The sequence below is a fragment of the Streptomyces sp. NBC_00094 genome (assembly GCF_026343125.1).
Taxonomy (GTDB): Bacteria; Actinomycetota; Actinomycetes; order Streptomycetales; family Streptomycetaceae; genus Streptomyces.
The window spans coordinates 3,100,711-3,119,018 of sequence record NZ_JAPEMB010000001.1 but is presented as its reverse complement, the minus strand read 5'-3'; the positions used below and the strand labels follow the sequence as shown (position 1 = coordinate 3,119,018).

The window sequence follows — 18,308 nt, the reverse complement described above, 5'->3', positions numbered from 1 at the left end:
CGCGTAGTTTTGACGCGAACCGCAGCCGCTGAGGGAGCAGTCTTGGCACGGAACATCGGCAGCCGCTACACCGCCCACCAGATCCTCGGGCGAGGCAGCGCCGGAACGGTGTGGCTCGGCGAGGGACCCGAAGGGCCCGTCGCCGTCAAACTGCTGCGCGAAGACCTGGCCTCCGACCAGGAGCTCGTCGGCCGTTTCGTCCAGGAGCGGACCGCCCTGCTCGGTCTCGAGCACCCCCGGGTGGTCAAGGTCCGCGACCTCGTCGTCGACGGCACGGACCTGGCCCTGGTCATGGACCTCGTGCGCGGCACCGACCTGCGCACCCGCCTGGACCGGGAGCGACGGCTCGCCCCCGAGGCCGCCGTCGCGATCATCGCCGACGTCGCCGACGCCCTGGCCGCCGCGCACGCCGCCGGGGTCGTCCACCGGGACGTCAAGCCGGAGAACATCCTGCTCGACATGGAGGGCCCGCTCGGCCCGGGAGGCGCCCACCCCGCCCTCCTCACCGACTTCGGCGTCGCCAAGCTGATCGACACCCCGGGCCGCACCAAGGCCACCCGGATCATCGGCACCCCCGACTACCTCGCCCCCGAGATCGTCGAGGGCCTCCCGCCGCGCGCCGCCGTCGACATCTACGCCCTCGCCACCGTGCTCTACGAGCTGCTGGCCGGCTTCACTCCCTTCGGCGGCGGCCACCCCGGCGCCGTCCTGCGCCGCCACGTCACCGAGACCGTCGTCCCGCTCCCCGGCATCCCCGAGGAGCTCTGGCAGCTGATCGTGCAGTGCCTCGCCAAGGCCCCCGCCTCCCGGCTGCGCGCCTCCGAGCTCGCCGCCCGCCTCAAGGACGTCCTGCCGCTGCTCAAGGGCATCCCGCCGCTGGACGTGGACGAACCCGACGCGGAGCCGGCGTCGACACCGGAGCCGTACGAGGAGGACGCGTACGCCACCGGTGCGGGTGCCGGTGAGCCCGGCCCGCGCCGGGCCGCCGTCCCGCTCGTCCCCGGCGCCTCCGCCGACTCCAACCGCGACACCCACACCTCCATGCGGGTCCCCGCCCCCGACGAGCTCTCCGGCGGCCCCCTCGGCACCGCCCGCGCCCCGCGCCCGGCGGGCGCCCGGCGGCCCGGCTCCGCCCGCCACAAGGCGGGCGTGGTCCGCAAACGCCGTATCACCCTCGCCGTCGCGGCGGTCGTGGTCGCGGGGGCGCTCGGCGCCGGCGGATACCTGGCGGTCTCCGGTGACGGGGACGCGCCGCCGCAGGACTCGAAGCAGTCCTCCCAGCCGTAGGCACAGCCGCGACGGCCGAAGGTTCGGCTCCTTGCCCGGAGCCGTTACGCTGGACGCGTGGCAGTCGTCGATGTATCCGAAGAGCTGAAGTCCCTCTCCTCGACCATGGGGTCGATCGAGGCCGTCCTGGACCTCGAGAAGCTGAGGGCCGACATCGCCGTGCTCGAAGAGCAGGCCGCGGCCCCGTCCCTGTGGGACGACCCGGAGGCGGCGCAGAAGATCACGAGCAAGCTTTCGCACCTCCAGGCCGAGGTCCGCAAGGCCGAGACCCTGCGCGGGCGGATCGACGACCTCGCGGTGCTCTTCGAGCTCGCAGAGGAGATGGACGACCCGGACACCCTCGCCGAGGCCGAGACGGAGCTCATCTCCGTCCGCAAGGCCCTCGACGAGATGGAGGTCCGCACGCTCCTCTCCGGCGAGTACGACGAGCGTGAGGCCCTGGTCAACATCCGCGCCGAGGCCGGTGGCGTCGACGCCTCCGACTTCGCCGAGCGGCTCCAGCGCATGTACCTGCGCTGGGCGGAGCGCCACGGCTACGCGACGGAGATCTACGAGACCTCGTACGCGGAAGAGGCCGGCATCAAGTCGACCACCTTCGTGGTGAAGACGCCGTACGCCTACGGCACGCTCTCCGTCGAGCAGGGCACGCACCGACTGGTCCGCATCTCGCCCTTCGACAACCAGGGCCGCCGTCAGACGTCCTTCGCGGGCGTCGAGGTCCTCCCGGTCGTCGAGTCCTCCGACCACGTCGAGATCGACGAGTCCGAGCTCCGCGTCGACGTGTACCGCGCGTCGGGCCCCGGCGGCCAGGGCGTCAACACGACCGACTCGGCGGTGCGCATCACGCACCTCCCGACCGGCATCGTGGTCTCCTGCCAGAACGAGCGCTCCCAGATCCAGAACAAGGCGAGCGCCATGAACGTCCTCCAGGCCAAGCTCCTGGAGCGCCAGCGCCAGGAGGAGCGCGCCAGGATGGACGCCCTCAAGGACAGCGGCAGCTCCTGGGGCAACCAGATGCGCTCGTACGTCCTCCACCCGTACCAGATGGTCAAGGACCTCCGGACGGAGTTCGAGGTCGGCAACCCGCAGGCGGTCCTGGACGGCGAGATCGACGGCTTCCTCGAGGCCGGCATCCGCTGGCGCAAGCAGCAGGACAAGTAGCCTTCCCGGCTGATTCGTTCAGCCGTACGAGTCCGGGCCCCGCACCTCCTCGGTGCGGGGCCCGGACTCGTTCCGTACCGTCGCGCGGATTCGCTGCCGCAAGCGGAACGGGGACTCTCGGGGTGCTTTGTCGACAAGGCAACTGATGTCGTGGGGCCCGGAGTTACGGGTTTACGTCACAGTTGCATCGTCTCATGTCGGTCACTTGTGGATCTTTCGGGCATCGCACGCGCAACGACCTTGACGCTTCATCGGAAACTCGGAAGGGTGGCGTACTGGCATGCGCATTTCTGGGGCGCGTGTGAACGGGGGCCGGTCCAGTCGTGACGTTGCCCCTGCTGTGCGGGGCCCCGAGCGCTGCCCCATGACGCGTTGGACTACTGGGGGTAGCAACCAGATGACGAGAAAAATGCGAGTGCGCATGGCGCGCATCGCGGCCGGCGCCATGATCGCCGCCGGCGCTTCGCTGACCGCAGCGGGTGCGGCGCAGGCCGTGGACGTGGACGTCTTCAGCGTGACGGACGACCCGCCGAGCTGTGAGACCGACCCGCTGAACTGCCCGGTGGACCCGCCGGTGGACCCGCCGGTCGATCCTCCGGTGGACCCGCCCGTGGACCCGCCGGTCGACCCGCCCGTGGACCCGCCGGTGGACCCGCCGGTCGATCCCCCGGTGGACCCGCCCGTCGACCCGCCCGTGGACCCGCCGGTGGACCCGCCGGTCGATCCCCCGGTGGACCCGCCCGTCGACCCGCCGGTCGACCCGCCCGTGGACCCGCCGGTCGATCCCCCGGTGGACCCGCCGGTGGACCCGCCCGTCGACCCGCCGACCACCGGTGGGAACACCGGCGGCGGTAACGGCAACAACGGTGGCAACGGCAATGGCGGCAACGGCAACGGTGGCAACGGCAGCACCGGTGGCAGCACCGGTGGCGGCAGCGGTTCCACCGAGAGCCCCGTCACGCCGGACGACACCGTCGACGGCTCCACCGGCTCCACCGGTTCCGGTGGCGACAGTGGTGACGACGCCGGCACCTGCACCGTCGACCTCGACGGCGCCGAGTGCGTGGACAGCGGTAACAACAACACCGACACCAACAACGCCGGCTCGCAGCCCGTGCAGCAGGGTGAGGCGAAGGAAGAGCTCGCCGAGACCGGTGCGGCCGAGACCTCGTTCCTGATCATCGGCGCCGCGACCATGATCGCCGGTGGCATCGGTTTCCGTATGCTGCCGCGCCTCGTGGCCGGTGGCGGCCGCGCGGCCGTCTGACGGACCCGCGTGAGCGCGTGAACGTACGTGCGTGAAAGAAGGGCCGGGGAGATCTCCCCGGCCCTTCCTCGCGCTTCCGGCTCGTGCGGCGCCCACCCGGGCGCCCGGATCCGTCCGTACGCCCCTAGGGCCTGTCCGGCGGTGTCTTGCCGATCAGGCCGTACGGACCGCGGTGAGCAGGGCGATCGCGGCGAGCAGGGCGATCGCCAGCGTCAGCAGCATCGCGGGGCTCAACCCCTGAGGGGTCAGGCGCTCCCGGTTCGCGCGGCAGACGCGACAGCGGCCCTCGGCGACCGGGCCCGCGCAGTTGGCGCACACCAGTCGGTCGTAGGTCATGCGCTCTCCTCCTCCCGCACAGGGATCCACACCAGGACAACGCCCGGAGGTGTCCGGACGTTCCCCCCTACCACTGTGCCAGCTCCGGGACGTTTCGGCGCGCCCCGACGGATCACCCACCGCCCGACTCAAAGGGCGAAAAGGATAAAGCACGCAAGCCAGGACCGCGACTGCGCGGGCCATCCCCGTTCGCGTAAGGTCACGCACACCTACCCCCGGCCGACCGTGGTGCATCCGTGATCCGATTCGACAACGTCTCCAAGTCCTATCCGAAGCAGAACCGCCCCGCGCTCCGGGATGTCTCCCTGGAGATCGAGAAGGGGGAGTTCGTCTTCCTCGTCGGTTCGTCCGGCTCCGGAAAGTCGACTTTCCTCCGGCTGCTCCTGCGTGAGGAGCGCGCCAGCCAAGGCCAGGTGCACGTCCTCGGCAAGGACCTGGCCCGGCTCTCCAACTGGAAGGTGCCGCACATGCGGCGCCAGCTCGGCACCGTCTTCCAGGACTTCCGTCTGCTGCCCAACAAGACCGTCGCAGAGAACGTGGCCTTCGCCCAGGAGGTCATCGGCAAGCCGCGCGGCGAGATCCGCAAGGCCGTACCGCAGGTGCTCGACCTGGTCGGGCTCGGCGGCAAGGAGGACCGGCGGCCGGGCGAGCTCTCGGGCGGTGAGCAGCAGCGCGTGGCCATCGCCCGCGCCTTCGTCAACCGCCCGATGCTGCTGATCGCCGACGAGCCCACCGGCAACCTCGACCCGCAGACCTCCGTCGGCATCATGAAGCTGCTCGACCGGATCAACAGGACAGGGACCACCGTCGTCATGGCGACCCACGACCAGAACATCGTCGACCAGATGCGCAAGCGCGTCATCGAGCTCGAAAAGGGCCGCCTCGTCCGTGACCAGGCGCGTGGCGTCTACGGATACCAGCACTGAGCCTGTAGCGAGTAGGAGAAAGCAGACCCATGCGCGCTCAGTTCGTGCTCTCCGAGATCGGTGTCGGTCTCCGGCGCAACCTCACGATGACCTTCGCGGTCGTCATCTCCGTGGCCCTCTCGCTCGCCCTCTTCGGCGGCGCGCTGCTCATGCGCGAGCAGGTCAGCACGATGAAGGACTACTGGTACGACAAGGTCAACGTCTCGATCTTCCTCTGCAACAAGACCGACGCGTCCACCACGCCCAAGTGCGCCAAGGGTGCGGTGACGGGTCAGCAGAAGGAGCAGATCGAGGCCGATCTGGAGAAGATGGACCTCGTCGAGTCCGTGCACCACGAGTCGGCCGACGAGGCGTTCAAGCACTACAAGGAGCAGTACAGCGACACCGCCATCGCCTCCGTCATCACGCCGGACCAGATGCAGGAGTCGTTCCGGGTCAAGCTCAAGGACCCGGAGAAGTACAAGGTGGTCGCCACGGCCGTCGCCGGCCGTGACGGCGTCGAGTCGGTGCAGGACCAGCGGGGCATCCTGCAGAACCTGTTCGACCTGATGAACGGAATGAACATCGCCGCCCTCTGCGTCATGGGGCTGATGCTCGTCATCGCGCTGATGCTGATCGTCAACACCGTCCGCGTCTCGGCCTTCAGCCGCCGCCGCGAGACGGGCATCATGCGGCTCGTCGGCGCGTCCAGCTTCTACATCCAGATGCCGTTCATCATGGAGGCCGCGTTCGCCGGACTCCTCGGCGGCGGTGTGGCCTGTGTGCTCCTGATCGTCGGCCGGTACTTCCTCATCGACCACGGCATCGCGCTCGCCGAGAAGATGCAGCTGGTCCAGTTCATCGGCTGGGACGCCGTCCTCGCCATGCTGCCGCTCATGCTCGCCATCAGTCTGCTCATGCCGGCCGTGGCCGCGTTCGTCGCGCTGCGCAAGTACCTGAAGGTGTGAGAAGACACCGCTGACGGCGAACGGCGTCGTACGGGCAAAGCCCGTGCGGCGCCGTTCGCTTGTCCTAGAGTGGGCGCCATGCCGGGCGGCGCCGACCTCCTCTGTATCCGGCCCCGCGGAGTGCTCCGTGGGGCCGTTCTGACGTTGGTCTTCACCGGTGTCCTCGCCACGGCCGCCGCCACCGGTTCCCTGCCCCGGCAGGACACCGCGGGCGCGGAGCGGCCGGACCCGGCCCTGACGGCCACGGTGGACCGCGCCGCCCTGAACCGGGCCGCCGCCGCGGCCATGGCCGACGGGAAGTCGGGCAAGCAGGCCGCCGAGGAGTTCGTCAGCCGCAGCGGCGACCGCTGGGGCGCGGTGTACGACAAGAAGGAGTACGCCGACTTCGAGCAGGCCCTCGACGGCGCCTACACGGGCGTCGGGCTCTCCGCGGGCCGGGCCACCGGCGGCGGTGGGGTCGAGGTGACCCGGGTGCAGGCCGGCGGCCCCGCAGAGCGCGCCGGGCTCCGGGTCGGTGACCGGCTCGTCGCCGTCGACGGGCGTCCGGTCGGAGGGCTCTCCGTCTCCGAGGTCGTCTCCCTGCTGCGCGGCGACGGCGTCCAGGGATCGGCCGTCGCCGTCCGGGTGGAGCGCGGCCGCGTCGCCTGGACGCGGACCCTGCACCGGGCCCGGCTCGCGACCGACCCGGTCAGCGTCCGCCGCCTCGACGACGGGGCCGTCCTGATCAAGGTGGCCGCCTTCACGAAGGGCGCGGGCGCGCGGGTGCGGGACGCGGTACGGGACGCCCCGGCCGGCGCCGGGGTCCTGCTGGACCTGCGGGGCAACGCGGGCGGTCTCGTCGCGGAGGCCGCCGTCGCCGCCTCCGCCTTCCTCGACGGCGGCCTGGTCGCCACGTACGACGTGGAGGGCGAGCAGCGGGCCGTGTACGCGGACGGGGGCGGCGACACCGGCCGGCCCCTGGTGGCGCTGATCGACGGCGGCACGATGAGTGCGGCCGAGCTCCTCACCGGCGCGCTCCAGGACCGGGGCCGGGCGGTCACGGTCGGTTCGCGCACCTTCGGCAAGGGCTCGGTGCAGATGCCGAGCGCCCTTCCGGACGGCTCCGTGGCCGAGCTGACCGTCGGCCACTACCGCACGCCCGCCGGGCACGCGGTGGACGGCCGGGGCATCACACCCGACCTGACGGCGGGGGAAGGGGCCGAGGAACAGGCCCGCACGGTATTGAGTGGCCTCAGAGGGGGCTCGTAGTGCGAAAATGGCCGCACTATGGCAAAGGGACTCGTGAACGTGCAGGGCAAGCCTGCCAAGAAGAACCAGGACAAGGCGCCCGAGCGCAAGCTCATCGCGCAGAACAAGAAGGCGCGCCACGACTACCACATCATCGACACGTATGAGTGTGGTGTGGTGCTCATGGGCACCGAGGTGAAGTCGCTGCGGATGGGTCGGGCGTCGCTCGTCGACGGATTCGTGCAGATCGACGACCACGAGGCGTGGCTGCACAACATCCATGTGCCCGAGTACATGCAGGGCAGCTGGACCAACCACTCGGCGAAGCGGAAGCGCAAGCTCCTGCTGCACCGCGAGGAGATCGACAAGCTGGAGTCGAAGGCGCAGGAGACGGGTCACACGATCGTGCCCCTCGCGCTGTACTTCCTGGGCGGTCGGGTCAAGGTCGAGATCGCGCTCGCCAAGGGCAAGAAGGAGTACGACAAGCGTCAGACCCTGAGGGAACAGCAGGACACGCGCGAGACGAACCGGGCCATCGCGGCGGCCAAGCGCAGGCAGCGGGCGGCGCAGTCGGCGTAGCGGCCTGCCGGCGGCGGGGTCGCGGGTAATACGCTGGCGACAGCACCCGTCGGTCACGTACGATGGGCCTTGCACCCCACAGAGGGTGCGGCTTTTGAACTGTGTTTTCAATTAAATACAGCAACATGGGGATGATCGGTTTCGACAGCGGATTGTCGAAACAGGGGAAGCGTGTCGAGGAAGCGGCAATGATCTCGTAAACCATATGTCGCAACCAATAATCGCCAACTCCAAGAGCGATAACTCCCGCTTCGCCCTCGCTGCCTAATTTTAGGTAACGAACAGAAGCCTCTGTGAGGAGCGTCAGCCCGGGGGTGGTCCCGACCCGGATCCTGGCGTCATTTAGGGATCTAAACCTCTAGCCCCGGTCACGGGGGTTAGAGGGAAATCAAACAGTGACTGAGCCCGTCGGAGACTTGTCCGCGTGATCTCCGGGGCTGAGAAACTCGTAGCGGACTGCGCACGGAGAAGCCCTGTTTCTGCACCGGTGGACGCGGGTTCGATTCCCGCCATCTCCACTCATCCCATGTGGGCAAAGGCCCGGCAGTCGTCACGACTGCCGGGCCTTTGTCATGCCGTCCGCTACTCGTCCCGATCGGAGTCATCGGGAGTGACCGTGATGATGGCGACGGCGGGGGGCGCCGGCTGAGGCAGGTACAGGTACACGATGGTCAGCCCTGGCATGCCTGGACGTTCTTCGACGCGAGTCCGGTACGCGGTTGCTTCGCCTGTCCCGCGGACAGGTTCTCGCCGGACGCCGAGGCGCGGTGCGTACTCGAGTTTCCGGCGGAGAGACTCGACCGCTTCCTCCGCGACAGGCCCCAGGAGTTTCAACCGTCGAGCCGCGCTTGCGGTGATCTCGGCGATCGTGGTGCGTCGGCTCAAGACAGCGGGCCCCTCTTCTTGATCTCCGAGATCAGGTCGAGCCCTTCCTCTACCGCTGCGTCGAACTCGGGGTCCGAGTAGGCAGCGATGCTCCCCGCGTACTCGTTGAGTACGTCGGCGACACGGTGGAGGTCAGTGGGCGTGGAGGCGTCCAGAGCCCGGGCCAGGTCGGCTTCAAAGCTCTCCGCGTCGCCCGGAAAACCGCGTCCCTGACGCAACGCGGCACGTATGTCGCCGACCGTTTTCAGGCGGGGTGCCGTGGGGTAGGCGGGTTCGGCGTGCTGAGCGCTCATGCGTTCTCCTCCGCTACGGGCGTACACCTGAACCGTACCGCTGAGTCCTGCGCGTGGGCGTCACTCAAACGAGGGAGGGCGCGCGGCCTGCTGCCGGCGTGGTGCCTGGCGGTGGGGGCTTCGCGCAGGGGGGCGCTGCTGCGTGCTGGGGGTCCGGGGGTCGTCCCCCGGGAAGGCGCAGTACCGCCGGGCTCTACCTGGCGTACGGGCGCAGCCCGTTGCCCGAGTGCACCGACTTCGCGAACTCGCTGCAGAAGGCCACCGGCGACTGGGTGCGGAACGCCGCCCCGAACGGGGCGGGCACCACGGCCGGGCTGCTCGGGTACATGTTCTGGGCGGCGGAGAAGCCGTCGACGCGGGGCCTCGGCACGCAGGAGCCCAACGGCTGCGAGGGCGGCACCGGGGCGGGGGCGACCGCCTACGGCGTGCAGGTGCCGATGCCGCCCCTGCGGCAGAGCTGAGGCGCGTCAGGCCTGTTCGTTCCGGGCCGGTGCGCGGTGGCCCACCCCGGTCACCGCGCACAGCGCCAGGGCCAGGGCCGCGGCCGCGGCCGGGACGAGGAAGCCGAAGGCGGCGAAGGGGGCGTGGTCGGCGGACCAGCCGCCGGTGGCGGAGCCCGCGGCGATGCCGGCGAGCAGCGCGGTCACCGCGAGCGTCATGCCCTCGTTGAGCTGCGACACGGGCGTCAGGCGCTGGACCAGGCCCATGCCCGTGACCATCGTCGGGGCCGTCGCCATGCCGGCCACGAGCAGGCCGCCCGCGAGGGCGAGCAGGGAGCCGGTCGTGGCGGCGAGCAGCGGCATCGTCATCAGGACGGCCATCGCGGCCAGGCAGCTACGGAGCCGTGCGGTGCGGCGGGCGCGGCCGTAGAGCAGCCCCGCCGCGCAGGAGCCGGCGGCCTGGAGGGCGAGGACGGGGCCGGCGGCGGGGCCGTCCACGTACGCCAGCGCCACCACCTCCATCGAGCCGAAGACCGCACCGGTGGCGAGGAAGACCGCGAGCAGCGGCACCATGCCCCGGTTCCGCAGCGGGGAGCCGGCGGCGGTGCGGGGGGAGACCGGCGGTTCGGTGGCGCGCTGGGCGGCGAAGAACAGGATGCCGCCGAGGAAGAGGACGACGGCGACGAGCGTCCCCGCCTCCGGGAAGAGCGCCGAGCAGAGGAGGACGGCGAGCATCGGGCCGAGCATGAAGCACAGCTCGTCGGCGGCCTGCTCGAAGGCGTTGGCGGTGTGCAGGGCGTCCGGATCGCCCCGGAGGAGGTGCGCCCAGCGGGCCCGGGACATGCCGCCCGTGTTCGGGGCGGTGGCGCTGACGGCGACCGTGAGGAAGAGCGCCCAGACGGGTGCCTTCTGGTGGACGCAGAGGATCAGGACGAGATGGCCGAGGACCGCGTACAGCGTGGCGGGTACGGCGACGCGCGCCTGGCCGTGCCGGTCGACGAGCCGGGCGATCCAGGGGGCGGCCAGCGCCCCCGCGGTGAGGCCGGTGGCGGTGACGGAACCGGCCAGGGCGTAGGAGTCGTACCGGCCCGCGATCATGATCAGGGCACTCACGCCGAACATGCCGCTGGGCAGCCGGGCGATCAGATTGCCGACGGTGAAGGCGCGGGTGCCGGGGAGGGCGAAGAGGCGGAGGTAGGGGTTGCGGGGCGAGACCTTCGGCAGGTCGCGGTCGCGGTCACGGTCGTGGCCGAGGCTGTGGCCGTCGGACGCGGTGGCCCGGCGCCCGGGGCCGCGGCCCAGGACGGGCTTGCGCGTCGTGGCGGTTCCGCGGCCCAGGACGGGTCCACGAGTCGCGGCGGGTTCGTCGGCCGCGGCGGTTCGCCGGTCGCGGTAGCGAGGGGCGAGGGCCGGGCCGGCCGGGGTGAGGGTGAGGTCCGGTTGCGGCATGGACCAAGGTTCGCGGGCGCGGACCCGGTGGGTCCAACACCTGATCGGTGGCCATTCACGCACCTGTGTTGTTAAATGCGGCGGTGGCCACCTCGTACGACATCGACCCCCGCCTCCTGCGCGCCTTCGCCGCCGTCGCCGAGGAGCTGCACTTCACCCGTGCCGCCGCTCGCCTCTACGTCGCCCAGCAGGCGCTCAGCCGGGACATCCGGCGCCTGGAAGGGGAGTTGGGCGTCGAGCTCTTCGTGCGGACCACCCGGCAGGTCGCCCTCACTCCCGACGGCGAACGCCTTCTCCCGTACGCGCGAAGGGTGTTGGCCGCCCACGACGAGCTGACCGATGCCTTCCGCGCCGAGCCCCGGCCCCTGCTCGTCGACCTCAACACCCCCGGCCTCGCCCATGAGCGCGTCCTGCGCCGGGCCCGTGAACTCGCCCCGGAGCAGGAGCTGATGGCCCGCTACGAGAGCGGACTCACGGGCGCCGCGCGGGAGATCCTCGCCGGACGGCTCGACACCTCCTTCGGGCGGTACGGAGGGCTGGCCGCCGGGCTCCGGGCGCGGCTGGGCTGCCAGTTCGTGCGGTACGAGCGGATGGCCGTGATCCTCCCCGAGGACCACGAGCTCGCCGCCCTGCCCGAGGTGCCGCTCGCCCGGCTGGCAGGGGAGCGGATCTACGCGGGCGCGGGGAACGACCGCACGCCGGAGTGGACCGACCTCGCCGTGCGGCTCTTCGCGGGGCGCGGGCTCGAGCTCGCCGCGCCCGCGCCGCTCGCGATCGGCCACGAGGAGTTCCGGCGGATCATGGCCAAGCACCGCAACCCGGTCCTCGCCGTCGTCGATTTCCCGCCGATGCCGGGCTGCGTGCTGCGGCCGCTCGTCGACCCCGTACCCCTGTCTCCCGTGAGCCTGGTGTGGCGCAAGGGCCTGCGTCACCCCGGCCTGGACGCCCTGCGGACCGCCGCCGCGGAGATCGGCGCCCAGGAGGGCTGGCTGAACCGCCCGCCGGGCTCCTGGCTGCCGGAGGGCGAGCCGGGGATACCGGGTGACCAGTGACCGGTGACCGGTGATGGGGTGACCGGTGATGGGGTGACCGGGACACCCCGTCACCCCGTCACCCAGGCCTGCACCCGCCACCCCGATCCGGAGGACGCCCACCCCCGGGCCGGGCGAGTGAGCCGAAGGGGCGCGGCCGGGGGAACGGTCCCGAGCGCGCGGAGGCCCCGACGAAGGAGGGGTCGAGCACGGTCGGGGCCGTGAGCCCGGCTGGAGCGCCCCGGAGGCGAACCGAGCCCAAAGAAAAGGCGGCTCACAGGGCGCCCGCGCGCCGGGTGAGAGCAAGGTTCCGCTCCCGTCACCTCGCGGCACCGGGCTGAAACGCGGCCTCCCTAGCGTCTGCGACAGGAGGACCGGGGCTGTGGACGCCCCAGGACCCGACACCCGCGGAGGTACGACATGGGCGGCGGCCGGTGGATCGAACAGTGGGAACCGGAGGACGAGACCTTCTGGCGTGAGAAGGGGGAGCGGATCGCGCGGCGGAACCTGATCTTCTCCGTGCTCTCCGAGCACATCGGCTTCTCGGTCTGGAGCCTGTGGTCGGTCATGGTGCTCTTCATGGGGCCGCAGTACGGCGTCGACCCGGCCGGCAAGTTCTTCCTGATCGCGACCGCCACCTTCGTCGGCGCGCTGATCCGGATCCCGTACACCTTCGCCGTGGCCCGCTTCGGCGGACGCAACTGGACGATCTTCAGCGCCCTGTTGCTCCTGCTGCCCGCCGGCGTCGCCTTCGCGGTGATGGAGCCCGGCACCTCGTACACGACGTTCGTCCTGGTGGCGGCGCTGACCGGCGTCGGTGGCGGTAACTTCGCCTCCTCCATGACCAACATCAACGCCTTCTTCCCGCTGCGGAAGAAGGGCTGGGCGCTCGGGCTCAACGCGGGCGGCGGCAACATCGGCGTGCCCGTCGTGCAGCTGGTGGGCCTGCTCGTGATCGGCACCGCCGGGGCCATGCACCCGAGGATCGTGCTCGGCGTCTACCTGCCCCTGATCGTCGTCGCCGCGGTGTGCGCCGCGCTCTTCATGGACAACCTCGCCCCGGTCAAGAACGACACCGGCGCCGCGAAGGAGGCCGTGCGGGCCCGGCACACCTGGATCATGGCCTTCCTCTACATCGGCACCTTCGGCTCGTTCATCGGCTACAGCTTCGCGTTCGGGCTCGTGCTCCAGACCCAGTTCGGGCGCACCCCGCTCCAGGCCGCCTCGCTCACCTTCATCGGGCCGCTCCTCGGTTCCCTCATCAGGCCCGTCGGCGGCTCCCTCGCCGACCGGCACGGCGGCGCCCGCATCACCCTGTGGACCTTCGTCGCGATGGCCGCCTCGACCGGTGTGGTGATCTACGCCTCCGTGGCCGAGTCCCTCGCCGTCTTCCTCGTGGGCTTCATCGGGCTCTTCGTCCTCAGCGGACTCGGCAACGGCTCCACGTACAAGATGATCCCGGCGATCTTCCTCGCCCAGGGGCACCGCAAGGGCCTCGCGGGGGAGGCGGCCGAGGCCTACGGGCGGCGGCTCTCCGGGGCCTCCATGGGCCTCATCGGCGCGGTCGGGGCGCTCGGCGGACTCGGCATCAACCTCGCCTTCCGCCAGTCCTTCCAGACCGCCGGCACCGGAACCGGGGCCTTCGTGGGCTTCCTGGCCTTCTACGCGGCCTGCATCGTCGTCACCTGGGCGGTATACCTTCGGCGGTCGGCGGCCGTGCCCGAGACCGCCGAGGGGGTCACGGAGGCGGTCGCGGACGTGGCGCCCCGGTCCGGATACGCGCAGGTGTGATCCACCGTGCCCGGCGCGGACCGTAACGACCAGGAAATACGGGCGAACCGAGTCCGTCACGCATCCCCGTCAGGCTCTGGCCCCATGGACGAGCAAGAACACGGCCCCCTCGCCGGCTTCACGGTCGGTGTCACCGCGGCGCGGCGCGCGGACGAACTCATCGCGCTGCTGCGCCGGCGCGGCGCGGCCGTCGTCCACGGACCGGCCCTGCGGATCGTGCAGCTCGCGGACGACACCGAACTCCTCGCCGCGACGAAGGACCTCATCGCCCACGCCCCGGACGTCGTCGTCGCCACCACGGCGATCGGCTTCCGGGGGTGGGTCGAGGCCGCCGACGGCTGGGGGTACGGGGAGGAACTCCTCGCCGTCCTGCGGGAGGTCGAGCTCCTCGCCCGGGGCCCGAAGGTCAAGGGGGCCGTCCGGGCCGCCGGGCTCACCGAGTCCTGGTCGCCCTCCTCGGAGTCCATGGCCGAGGTCCTCGACCGGCTCCTCGCCGAGGGCGTGGCCGGCCGGCGGATCGCGCTCCAGCTGCACGGGGAGCCGCTGCCGGGCTTCGTGGAGGCCCTCACGGCCGGCGGCGCCGAGGTCGTCGTCGTCCCGGTCTACCGCTGGATGCCCCCGGAGGACACCGGCCCGCTGGACCGGCTCCTCGACGCGGTCCTCGCGGGCAGCCTGGACGCGGTGACCTTCACCAGCGCCCCGGCCGCCGCCTCGCTGCTCTCCCGGGCGGAGGAGAAGGGTGTACGGGCGGAACTCGTCGCCGCGCTGAGGAGCCGGGTCCTCGCGGTGTGCGTGGGGCCCGTGACGGCGCTCCCGCTCCAGGCGGAGGGCGTCGACACGTACCAGCCCGAGCGGTTCAGGCTCGGCCCGCTCGTCCAGCTGCTCGGCAAGGAGCTCCCGGCCCGTTCCCAGGTCCTGCCGGTCGCCGGTCACCGGGTGGAGGTCCGCGGACACGCGGTCCTCGTCGACGGCGCCCTGCGCCCGGTCCCGCCCGCCGGGATGGCCCTCCTGGGGCTCCTCGCCCGCCGCCCCGGCTGGGTGGTCTCCCGGGCGGACCTGCTGCGGGCACTGCCCGGCGCGGGGCGGGACGAGCACGCGGTGGAGACGGCGATGGCCCGCCTCAGGACGGCGCTCGGCACCCCGAAGCTGATCCAGACGGTCGTCAAGCGCGGCTACCGGCTGGCCTTGGACCCGGCCGCAGACGACAAGTACGACACTCTTTAGGGGGCGTCTTGTCGATCAGGCCGGGCTCGCGGGGCCTGGCACGCACGTTCGCCGCGTTGTCGTCAGTCGCCAACGCTCCGCGTTGACTCCCTCCTCCGCCTTGCGACCGCACGCACCAGGCCCCGCTCCCTGATCCGGCTTGATCGACAAGACGCCCCCTAGGGGGCGTTCCCCCGGGAGTTACGGTACGGGGATGCGTGCAGCCACCGTCCCCTTCCGGATCCGCCTCGCCGACCCCGCCGACCCCGGCGACGCGTCCGCGCTCGCCGCCGCCCTGCTGCGGAACCGGGCGCACATGAAGCCCTGGGAGCCGTACCGCCCCGAGCGGTACTACACCGCCGAGGCACAGGCCGAGCGGCTCGCGGACGGCGGCGTGCGGTGGTTCGCCGTCGAGGGGGAGACCGTGATCGGCTCCGCGACCCTCTCCGGGATCGTCCTCGGGCCCTTCCGCAGCGGCTCCCTCGGCTACTGGGTCGACCGGGAACACACCGGGCGCGGCCTGGCCACCGCGCTCGTCGAGGAGGCCTGCCGGACGGCCCGCGAGGAGCTGGGGATGCACCGGATCGAGGCCTGCACCGTCCTCGACCACCATGTCTCCCAACGGGTCCTCGCCAAGAGCGGGTTCGCCCGTATCGGCACCGCGCCCCGTTACCTCCACATCGACGGGGAATGGCGGGACCACCACCTCTTCCAGCGGCTCCTCCACGACGACCCGCCACCCGGATTCCCGGGTTCGGTCCCCTCGAACGGTGATCGCGCCTGACACGGTGCCTTCCGGTGGCGTACGCTCGACGGCTGCCCAGTGCACGTCAGAAGGGGGCCTTAGGTGGCCGCGCAGGAAGCCGTGGACACGGTCAGAGACCGTGAGATCGGTGTCGAGCAGGAACATCTGGATCAGGTCTACCGCCGGCTGGAGGAGAAGATCCACGAGGCGGAGTTCCTGATGAACGACGCCGCCCAGCGGGGTCAGGTCGGCACGCCCGGCGCCCTCGCCGAGCGCGACGCCCAGGTGTTCCGCGCCGGCATCCACCTCAACCGGCTCAACAACGAGTTCGAGGACTTCCTCTTCGGCCGGATCGACCTGCTGTACGGCAAGGACGGCAAGAAGGGGCCCGACGGCGCGTACACCTCCGTGGAGCCCGCCGACGACGCCGTACGCGCCGACAACACGGCCGATATCGGCGAGACCCTCCACATCGGCCGCATCGGGGTCCTCGACTCCGACTACGCGCCGCTCGTCATCGACTGGCGCGCCCCGGCGGCCGCGCCCTTCTACCGGTCGACCCCGGTCGACCCCGGCCGGGTCGTACGCCGCCGGGTCATCCGCTCCAAGGGCCGCAAGGTCCTCGGCGTCGAGGACGACCTGATGCGCCCCGAGCTCCGGGCCACCCTCGACGGGCAGGAGCTGCCCGTGATCGGTGACGGCGCGCTGATGGCCGCCCTCGGCCAGGCGCGCAGCCACACCATGCGGGACATCGTCTCCTCCATCCAGGCGGAGCAGGACCTCGTCATCCGCGCGCCCGCCGCCTCCGTGACGTACGTGGAGGGGGGCCCCGGCACCGGCAAGACCGCCGTCGCCCTGCACCGGGCGGCCTACCTGCTCTACCAGGACCGGCGGCGGTACGCGGGCGGCATCCTGATCGTCTCGCCGACCCCGCTCCTCGTCTCGTACACCGAGGGCGTCCTGCCCTCCCTCGGCGAGGAGGGCCAGGTCGCGATCCGCGCCGTCGGCAGCCTCGTCGACGGCTGCGAGGCCACCGCCTACGACGACCCGGCCGTCGCCCGGGTCAAGGGCTCCTCCCGGATGCTCCACGTGCTGCGGAAGGCGGCCCGGGGCGCCCTGGAGACCCCGGCGCCCCGGGCCCAGCTCGCCCTGGACGAGGACGACGAGGCCGCCGCGCCCACCGGGACGCCCAGCCGGCTCCGGGTCGTCGTCTTCGGCCGACGGATCGAGCTGGAGGCCGACGACCTCCGGCGCATCCGCCACAACGTCCTCGGCGGCACCGCCCCCGTCAACCTGCTGCGCCCGCGCGCCCGCAGGCTGCTCCTCGACGCGCTGTACGCCAAGTCCGGCGCCGTCGGCCGGCACAGCGACCCCGAGCTCGCGGCCGAGCTGCGCTCCTCCTTCGACGAGGACGTCTCCACCGAGGACTCCTTCCTGGGCTTCCTCGACGCCTGGTGGCCCGAGCTCACCCCGCGCGGGGTGCTCGACGCGATGGCGGACGAGCGGCGGCTCGGCCGCTGGGCCCGTCGCATCCTCAACCCGGGCGAGGTGCGGCGGCTCGCCCGCTCGCTGCGCCGCCGGGAGCTCTCCGTCCACGACGTGGCGCTCCTCGACGAGCTGCACACCCTGCTCGGCGCCCCGGCCCGGCCCCGCAAGAAGCGGGAGTACGACCCGCTGGACCAGCTCTCGGGCCTGGAAGAGCTCATGCCCGTACGGGAGGAGACGCAGCGGGAGCGGGCCGAGCGGCTCGCGGCGGAGCGCACCGAGTACGCGCACGTCATCGTCGACGAGGCGCAGGACCTCACGCCCATGCAGTGGCGGATGGTCGGCCGACGCGGCCGGCACGCCACCTGGACGATCGTCGGCGACCCGGCGCAGTCCTCCTGGTCGAACCCGGACGAGGCCGCGGAGGCCCGGGACGAGGCGCTCGGCAGCCGGCCGCGCCGTCGCTTCGAGCTGACCGTGAACTACCGGAACCCGGCGGAGATCGCCGAGCTCGCCGCCAAGGTGCTGGCCCTCGCCATGCCGGGCAAGGAGTCGCCGCGCGCGGTCCGCTCGACGGGCGTCGAGCCCCGGTTCGTCCCGGTTCAGGAGAAGGCCGGCCTGGCCGAAACCGTACGGTCCGAGGCGGCCCTGCTCCTGGAGCGGGTCGAGGGCACGGTAGGTGTCGTCGTCGCCATGAACCGGCGCGCGGAGGCCGCGCGCTGGCTCGCCGAGCTGGGTGACCGGGTGGTGGCGCTGGGCTCCCTGGAGGCGAAGGGCCTGGAGTACGACGCCACGGTGGTCGTGTCGCCGGCGGAGATCGCGGACGAGTCCCCGGCCGGTCTGCGGGTGCTCTACGTGGCGCTGACGCGGGCGACGCAGCAGCTCACGGTGGTCGCGGGACCGGGGGACATGCCGGACGAGGCGGGGGTGCCCGACCTGCTGCGGGACTGAGCCGGGCGCGGGTTGGCGGGGACGATTTCCGGTCAACCTGTGGCGCTGGAATCGCCAAGCAGGGTGGTTTGTTAGCCTTGTCGTGGCACCGGCTCGATCCAAGCCCCCGGGCCCAACCTTCGTCCCTTTGAGGGACCACTTGCCGCGAGGCGAGCATGGCGGGTCGGTGCCACTTAGACGTACGCACAAAGTTGAGGCTCCTGTCACCTCCGGTGACGGGAGCCTCTTCTGTTTCCCCCATGCCTCTCGTATGGTGGAAACTACTTTCCGAAAACAAAATGACCGCATTACCTGCTACCGGCAGG

16 protein-coding genes and 1 other RNA gene are annotated in these 18,308 nt (G+C 71.6%); 14 read left to right on the top strand and 3 right to left on the bottom strand.

The window, feature by feature from the left end; genetic code table 11:
* Positions 1-42: 42 nt before the first annotated feature.
* The 3 genes from OG580_RS13450 to OG580_RS13440 all read left to right on the top strand — a co-directional run bounded on the left by OG580_RS13450 (position 43) and on the right by OG580_RS13440 (position 3,715).
* Positions 43-1,287, top strand: a complete 1,245-nt coding sequence (locus OG580_RS13450) for a serine/threonine-protein kinase (RefSeq protein ID WP_267043903.1) — start codon at positions 43-45, stop codon at positions 1,285-1,287.
* Between the two features lie 57 nt (positions 1,288-1,344).
* Complete coding sequence (gene prfB / locus OG580_RS13445; protein ID WP_267043902.1) at positions 1,345-2,448, top strand: peptide chain release factor 2; 1,104 nt, start codon at positions 1,345-1,347, stop codon at positions 2,446-2,448.
* Positions 2,449-2,869: 421 nt separating this feature from the next.
* Entirely contained in the window at positions 2,870-3,715 is an 846-nt protein-coding gene (locus tag OG580_RS13440) for an LPXTG cell wall anchor domain-containing protein (RefSeq protein WP_267043901.1), read from the top strand.
* 153 nt (positions 3,716-3,868) lie between these two features.
* Here OG580_RS13440 and OG580_RS13435 read toward each other — a convergent pair whose 3' ends face one another.
* The gene (locus tag OG580_RS13435; protein ID WP_267043900.1) at positions 3,869-4,051 is read right to left on the bottom strand and encodes a hypothetical protein; all 183 of its coding nucleotides are present in this window, start codon (positions 4,049-4,051) and stop codon (positions 3,869-3,871) included.
* Between the two features lie 236 nt (positions 4,052-4,287).
* On the opposite strand from OG580_RS13435, the gene ftsE reads away from it, so the two are divergent.
* From ftsE to ssrA, 5 genes are all read left to right on the top strand, one after another.
* Positions 4,288-4,977, top strand: a complete 690-nt coding sequence (gene ftsE / locus OG580_RS13430; RefSeq protein WP_024761477.1) for a cell division ATP-binding protein FtsE — start codon at positions 4,288-4,290, stop codon at positions 4,975-4,977.
* A gap of 29 nt (positions 4,978-5,006) precedes the next feature.
* A complete protein-coding gene (ftsX, locus tag OG580_RS13425; protein ID WP_267043899.1) occupies positions 5,007-5,924 on the top strand; it encodes a permease-like cell division protein FtsX in 918 nt (305 codons plus the stop codon).
* 78 nt (positions 5,925-6,002) lie between these two features.
* Positions 6,003-7,172 carry a S41 family peptidase gene (locus OG580_RS13420; protein WP_267043898.1) on the top strand — a complete coding sequence of 390 codons (1,170 nt, stop codon included), beginning with the start codon at positions 6,003-6,005 and terminating at the stop codon, positions 7,170-7,172.
* Positions 7,173-7,190: 18 nt separating this feature from the next.
* Positions 7,191-7,730 (top strand): SsrA-binding protein SmpB, encoded by a 540-nt coding sequence (gene smpB, locus OG580_RS13415; RefSeq protein ID WP_267043897.1) that lies wholly within the window; start codon positions 7,191-7,193, stop codon positions 7,728-7,730.
* A 127-nt stretch (positions 7,731-7,857) separates the two neighbouring features.
* Positions 7,858-8,251, top strand: a transfer-messenger RNA (tmRNA) gene (gene ssrA, locus OG580_RS13410).
* A gap of 360 nt (positions 8,252-8,611) precedes the next feature.
* Here ssrA and OG580_RS13405 read toward each other — a convergent pair.
* On the bottom strand, positions 8,612-8,908 hold the full coding sequence (locus tag OG580_RS13405) for a DUF6247 family protein (RefSeq protein ID WP_267043896.1): 297 nt from the start codon (positions 8,906-8,908) through the stop codon (positions 8,612-8,614).
* Between the two features lie 218 nt (positions 8,909-9,126).
* On the opposite strand from OG580_RS13405, the gene OG580_RS13400 reads away from it, so the two are divergent.
* Positions 9,127-9,369: a hypothetical protein gene (locus tag OG580_RS13400; RefSeq protein ID WP_267043895.1), complete on the top strand. Its 243-nt coding sequence runs from the start codon at positions 9,127-9,129 to the stop codon at positions 9,367-9,369.
* A gap of 6 nt (positions 9,370-9,375) precedes the next feature.
* Here OG580_RS13400 and OG580_RS13395 read toward each other — a convergent pair whose 3' ends face one another.
* Complete coding sequence (locus OG580_RS13395) at positions 9,376-10,797, bottom strand: MFS transporter (protein WP_267043894.1); 1,422 nt, start codon at positions 10,795-10,797, stop codon at positions 9,376-9,378.
* An 83-nt stretch (positions 10,798-10,880) separates the two neighbouring features.
* Here OG580_RS13395 and OG580_RS13390 point away from each other — a divergent pair, with 83 nt between their 5' ends.
* The 5 genes from OG580_RS13390 (at position 10,881) to OG580_RS13370 (ending at position 18,003) form a co-directional block, all read left to right on the top strand.
* Positions 10,881-11,849: a LysR family transcriptional regulator gene (locus OG580_RS13390; RefSeq protein WP_323182564.1), complete on the top strand. Its 969-nt coding sequence runs from the start codon at positions 10,881-10,883 to the stop codon at positions 11,847-11,849.
* 399 nt (positions 11,850-12,248) lie between these two features.
* Positions 12,249-13,619 (top strand): NarK/NasA family nitrate transporter, encoded by a 1,371-nt coding sequence (locus OG580_RS13385; RefSeq protein WP_267043893.1) that lies wholly within the window; start codon positions 12,249-12,251, stop codon positions 13,617-13,619.
* Positions 13,620-13,703: 84 nt separating this feature from the next.
* On the top strand, positions 13,704-14,843 hold the full coding sequence (locus tag OG580_RS13380) for a uroporphyrinogen-III synthase (protein ID WP_267043892.1): 1,140 nt from the start codon (positions 13,704-13,706) through the stop codon (positions 14,841-14,843).
* A gap of 193 nt (positions 14,844-15,036) precedes the next feature.
* Positions 15,037-15,606 (top strand): GNAT family N-acetyltransferase, encoded by a 570-nt coding sequence (locus OG580_RS13375; RefSeq protein ID WP_267043891.1) that lies wholly within the window; start codon positions 15,037-15,039, stop codon positions 15,604-15,606.
* A 63-nt stretch (positions 15,607-15,669) separates the two neighbouring features.
* Positions 15,670-18,003 carry a UvrD-helicase domain-containing protein gene (locus tag OG580_RS13370; protein ID WP_267043890.1) on the top strand — a complete coding sequence of 778 codons (2,334 nt, stop codon included), beginning with the start codon at positions 15,670-15,672 and terminating at the stop codon, positions 18,001-18,003.
* Positions 18,004-18,308 lie beyond the last annotated feature (305 nt).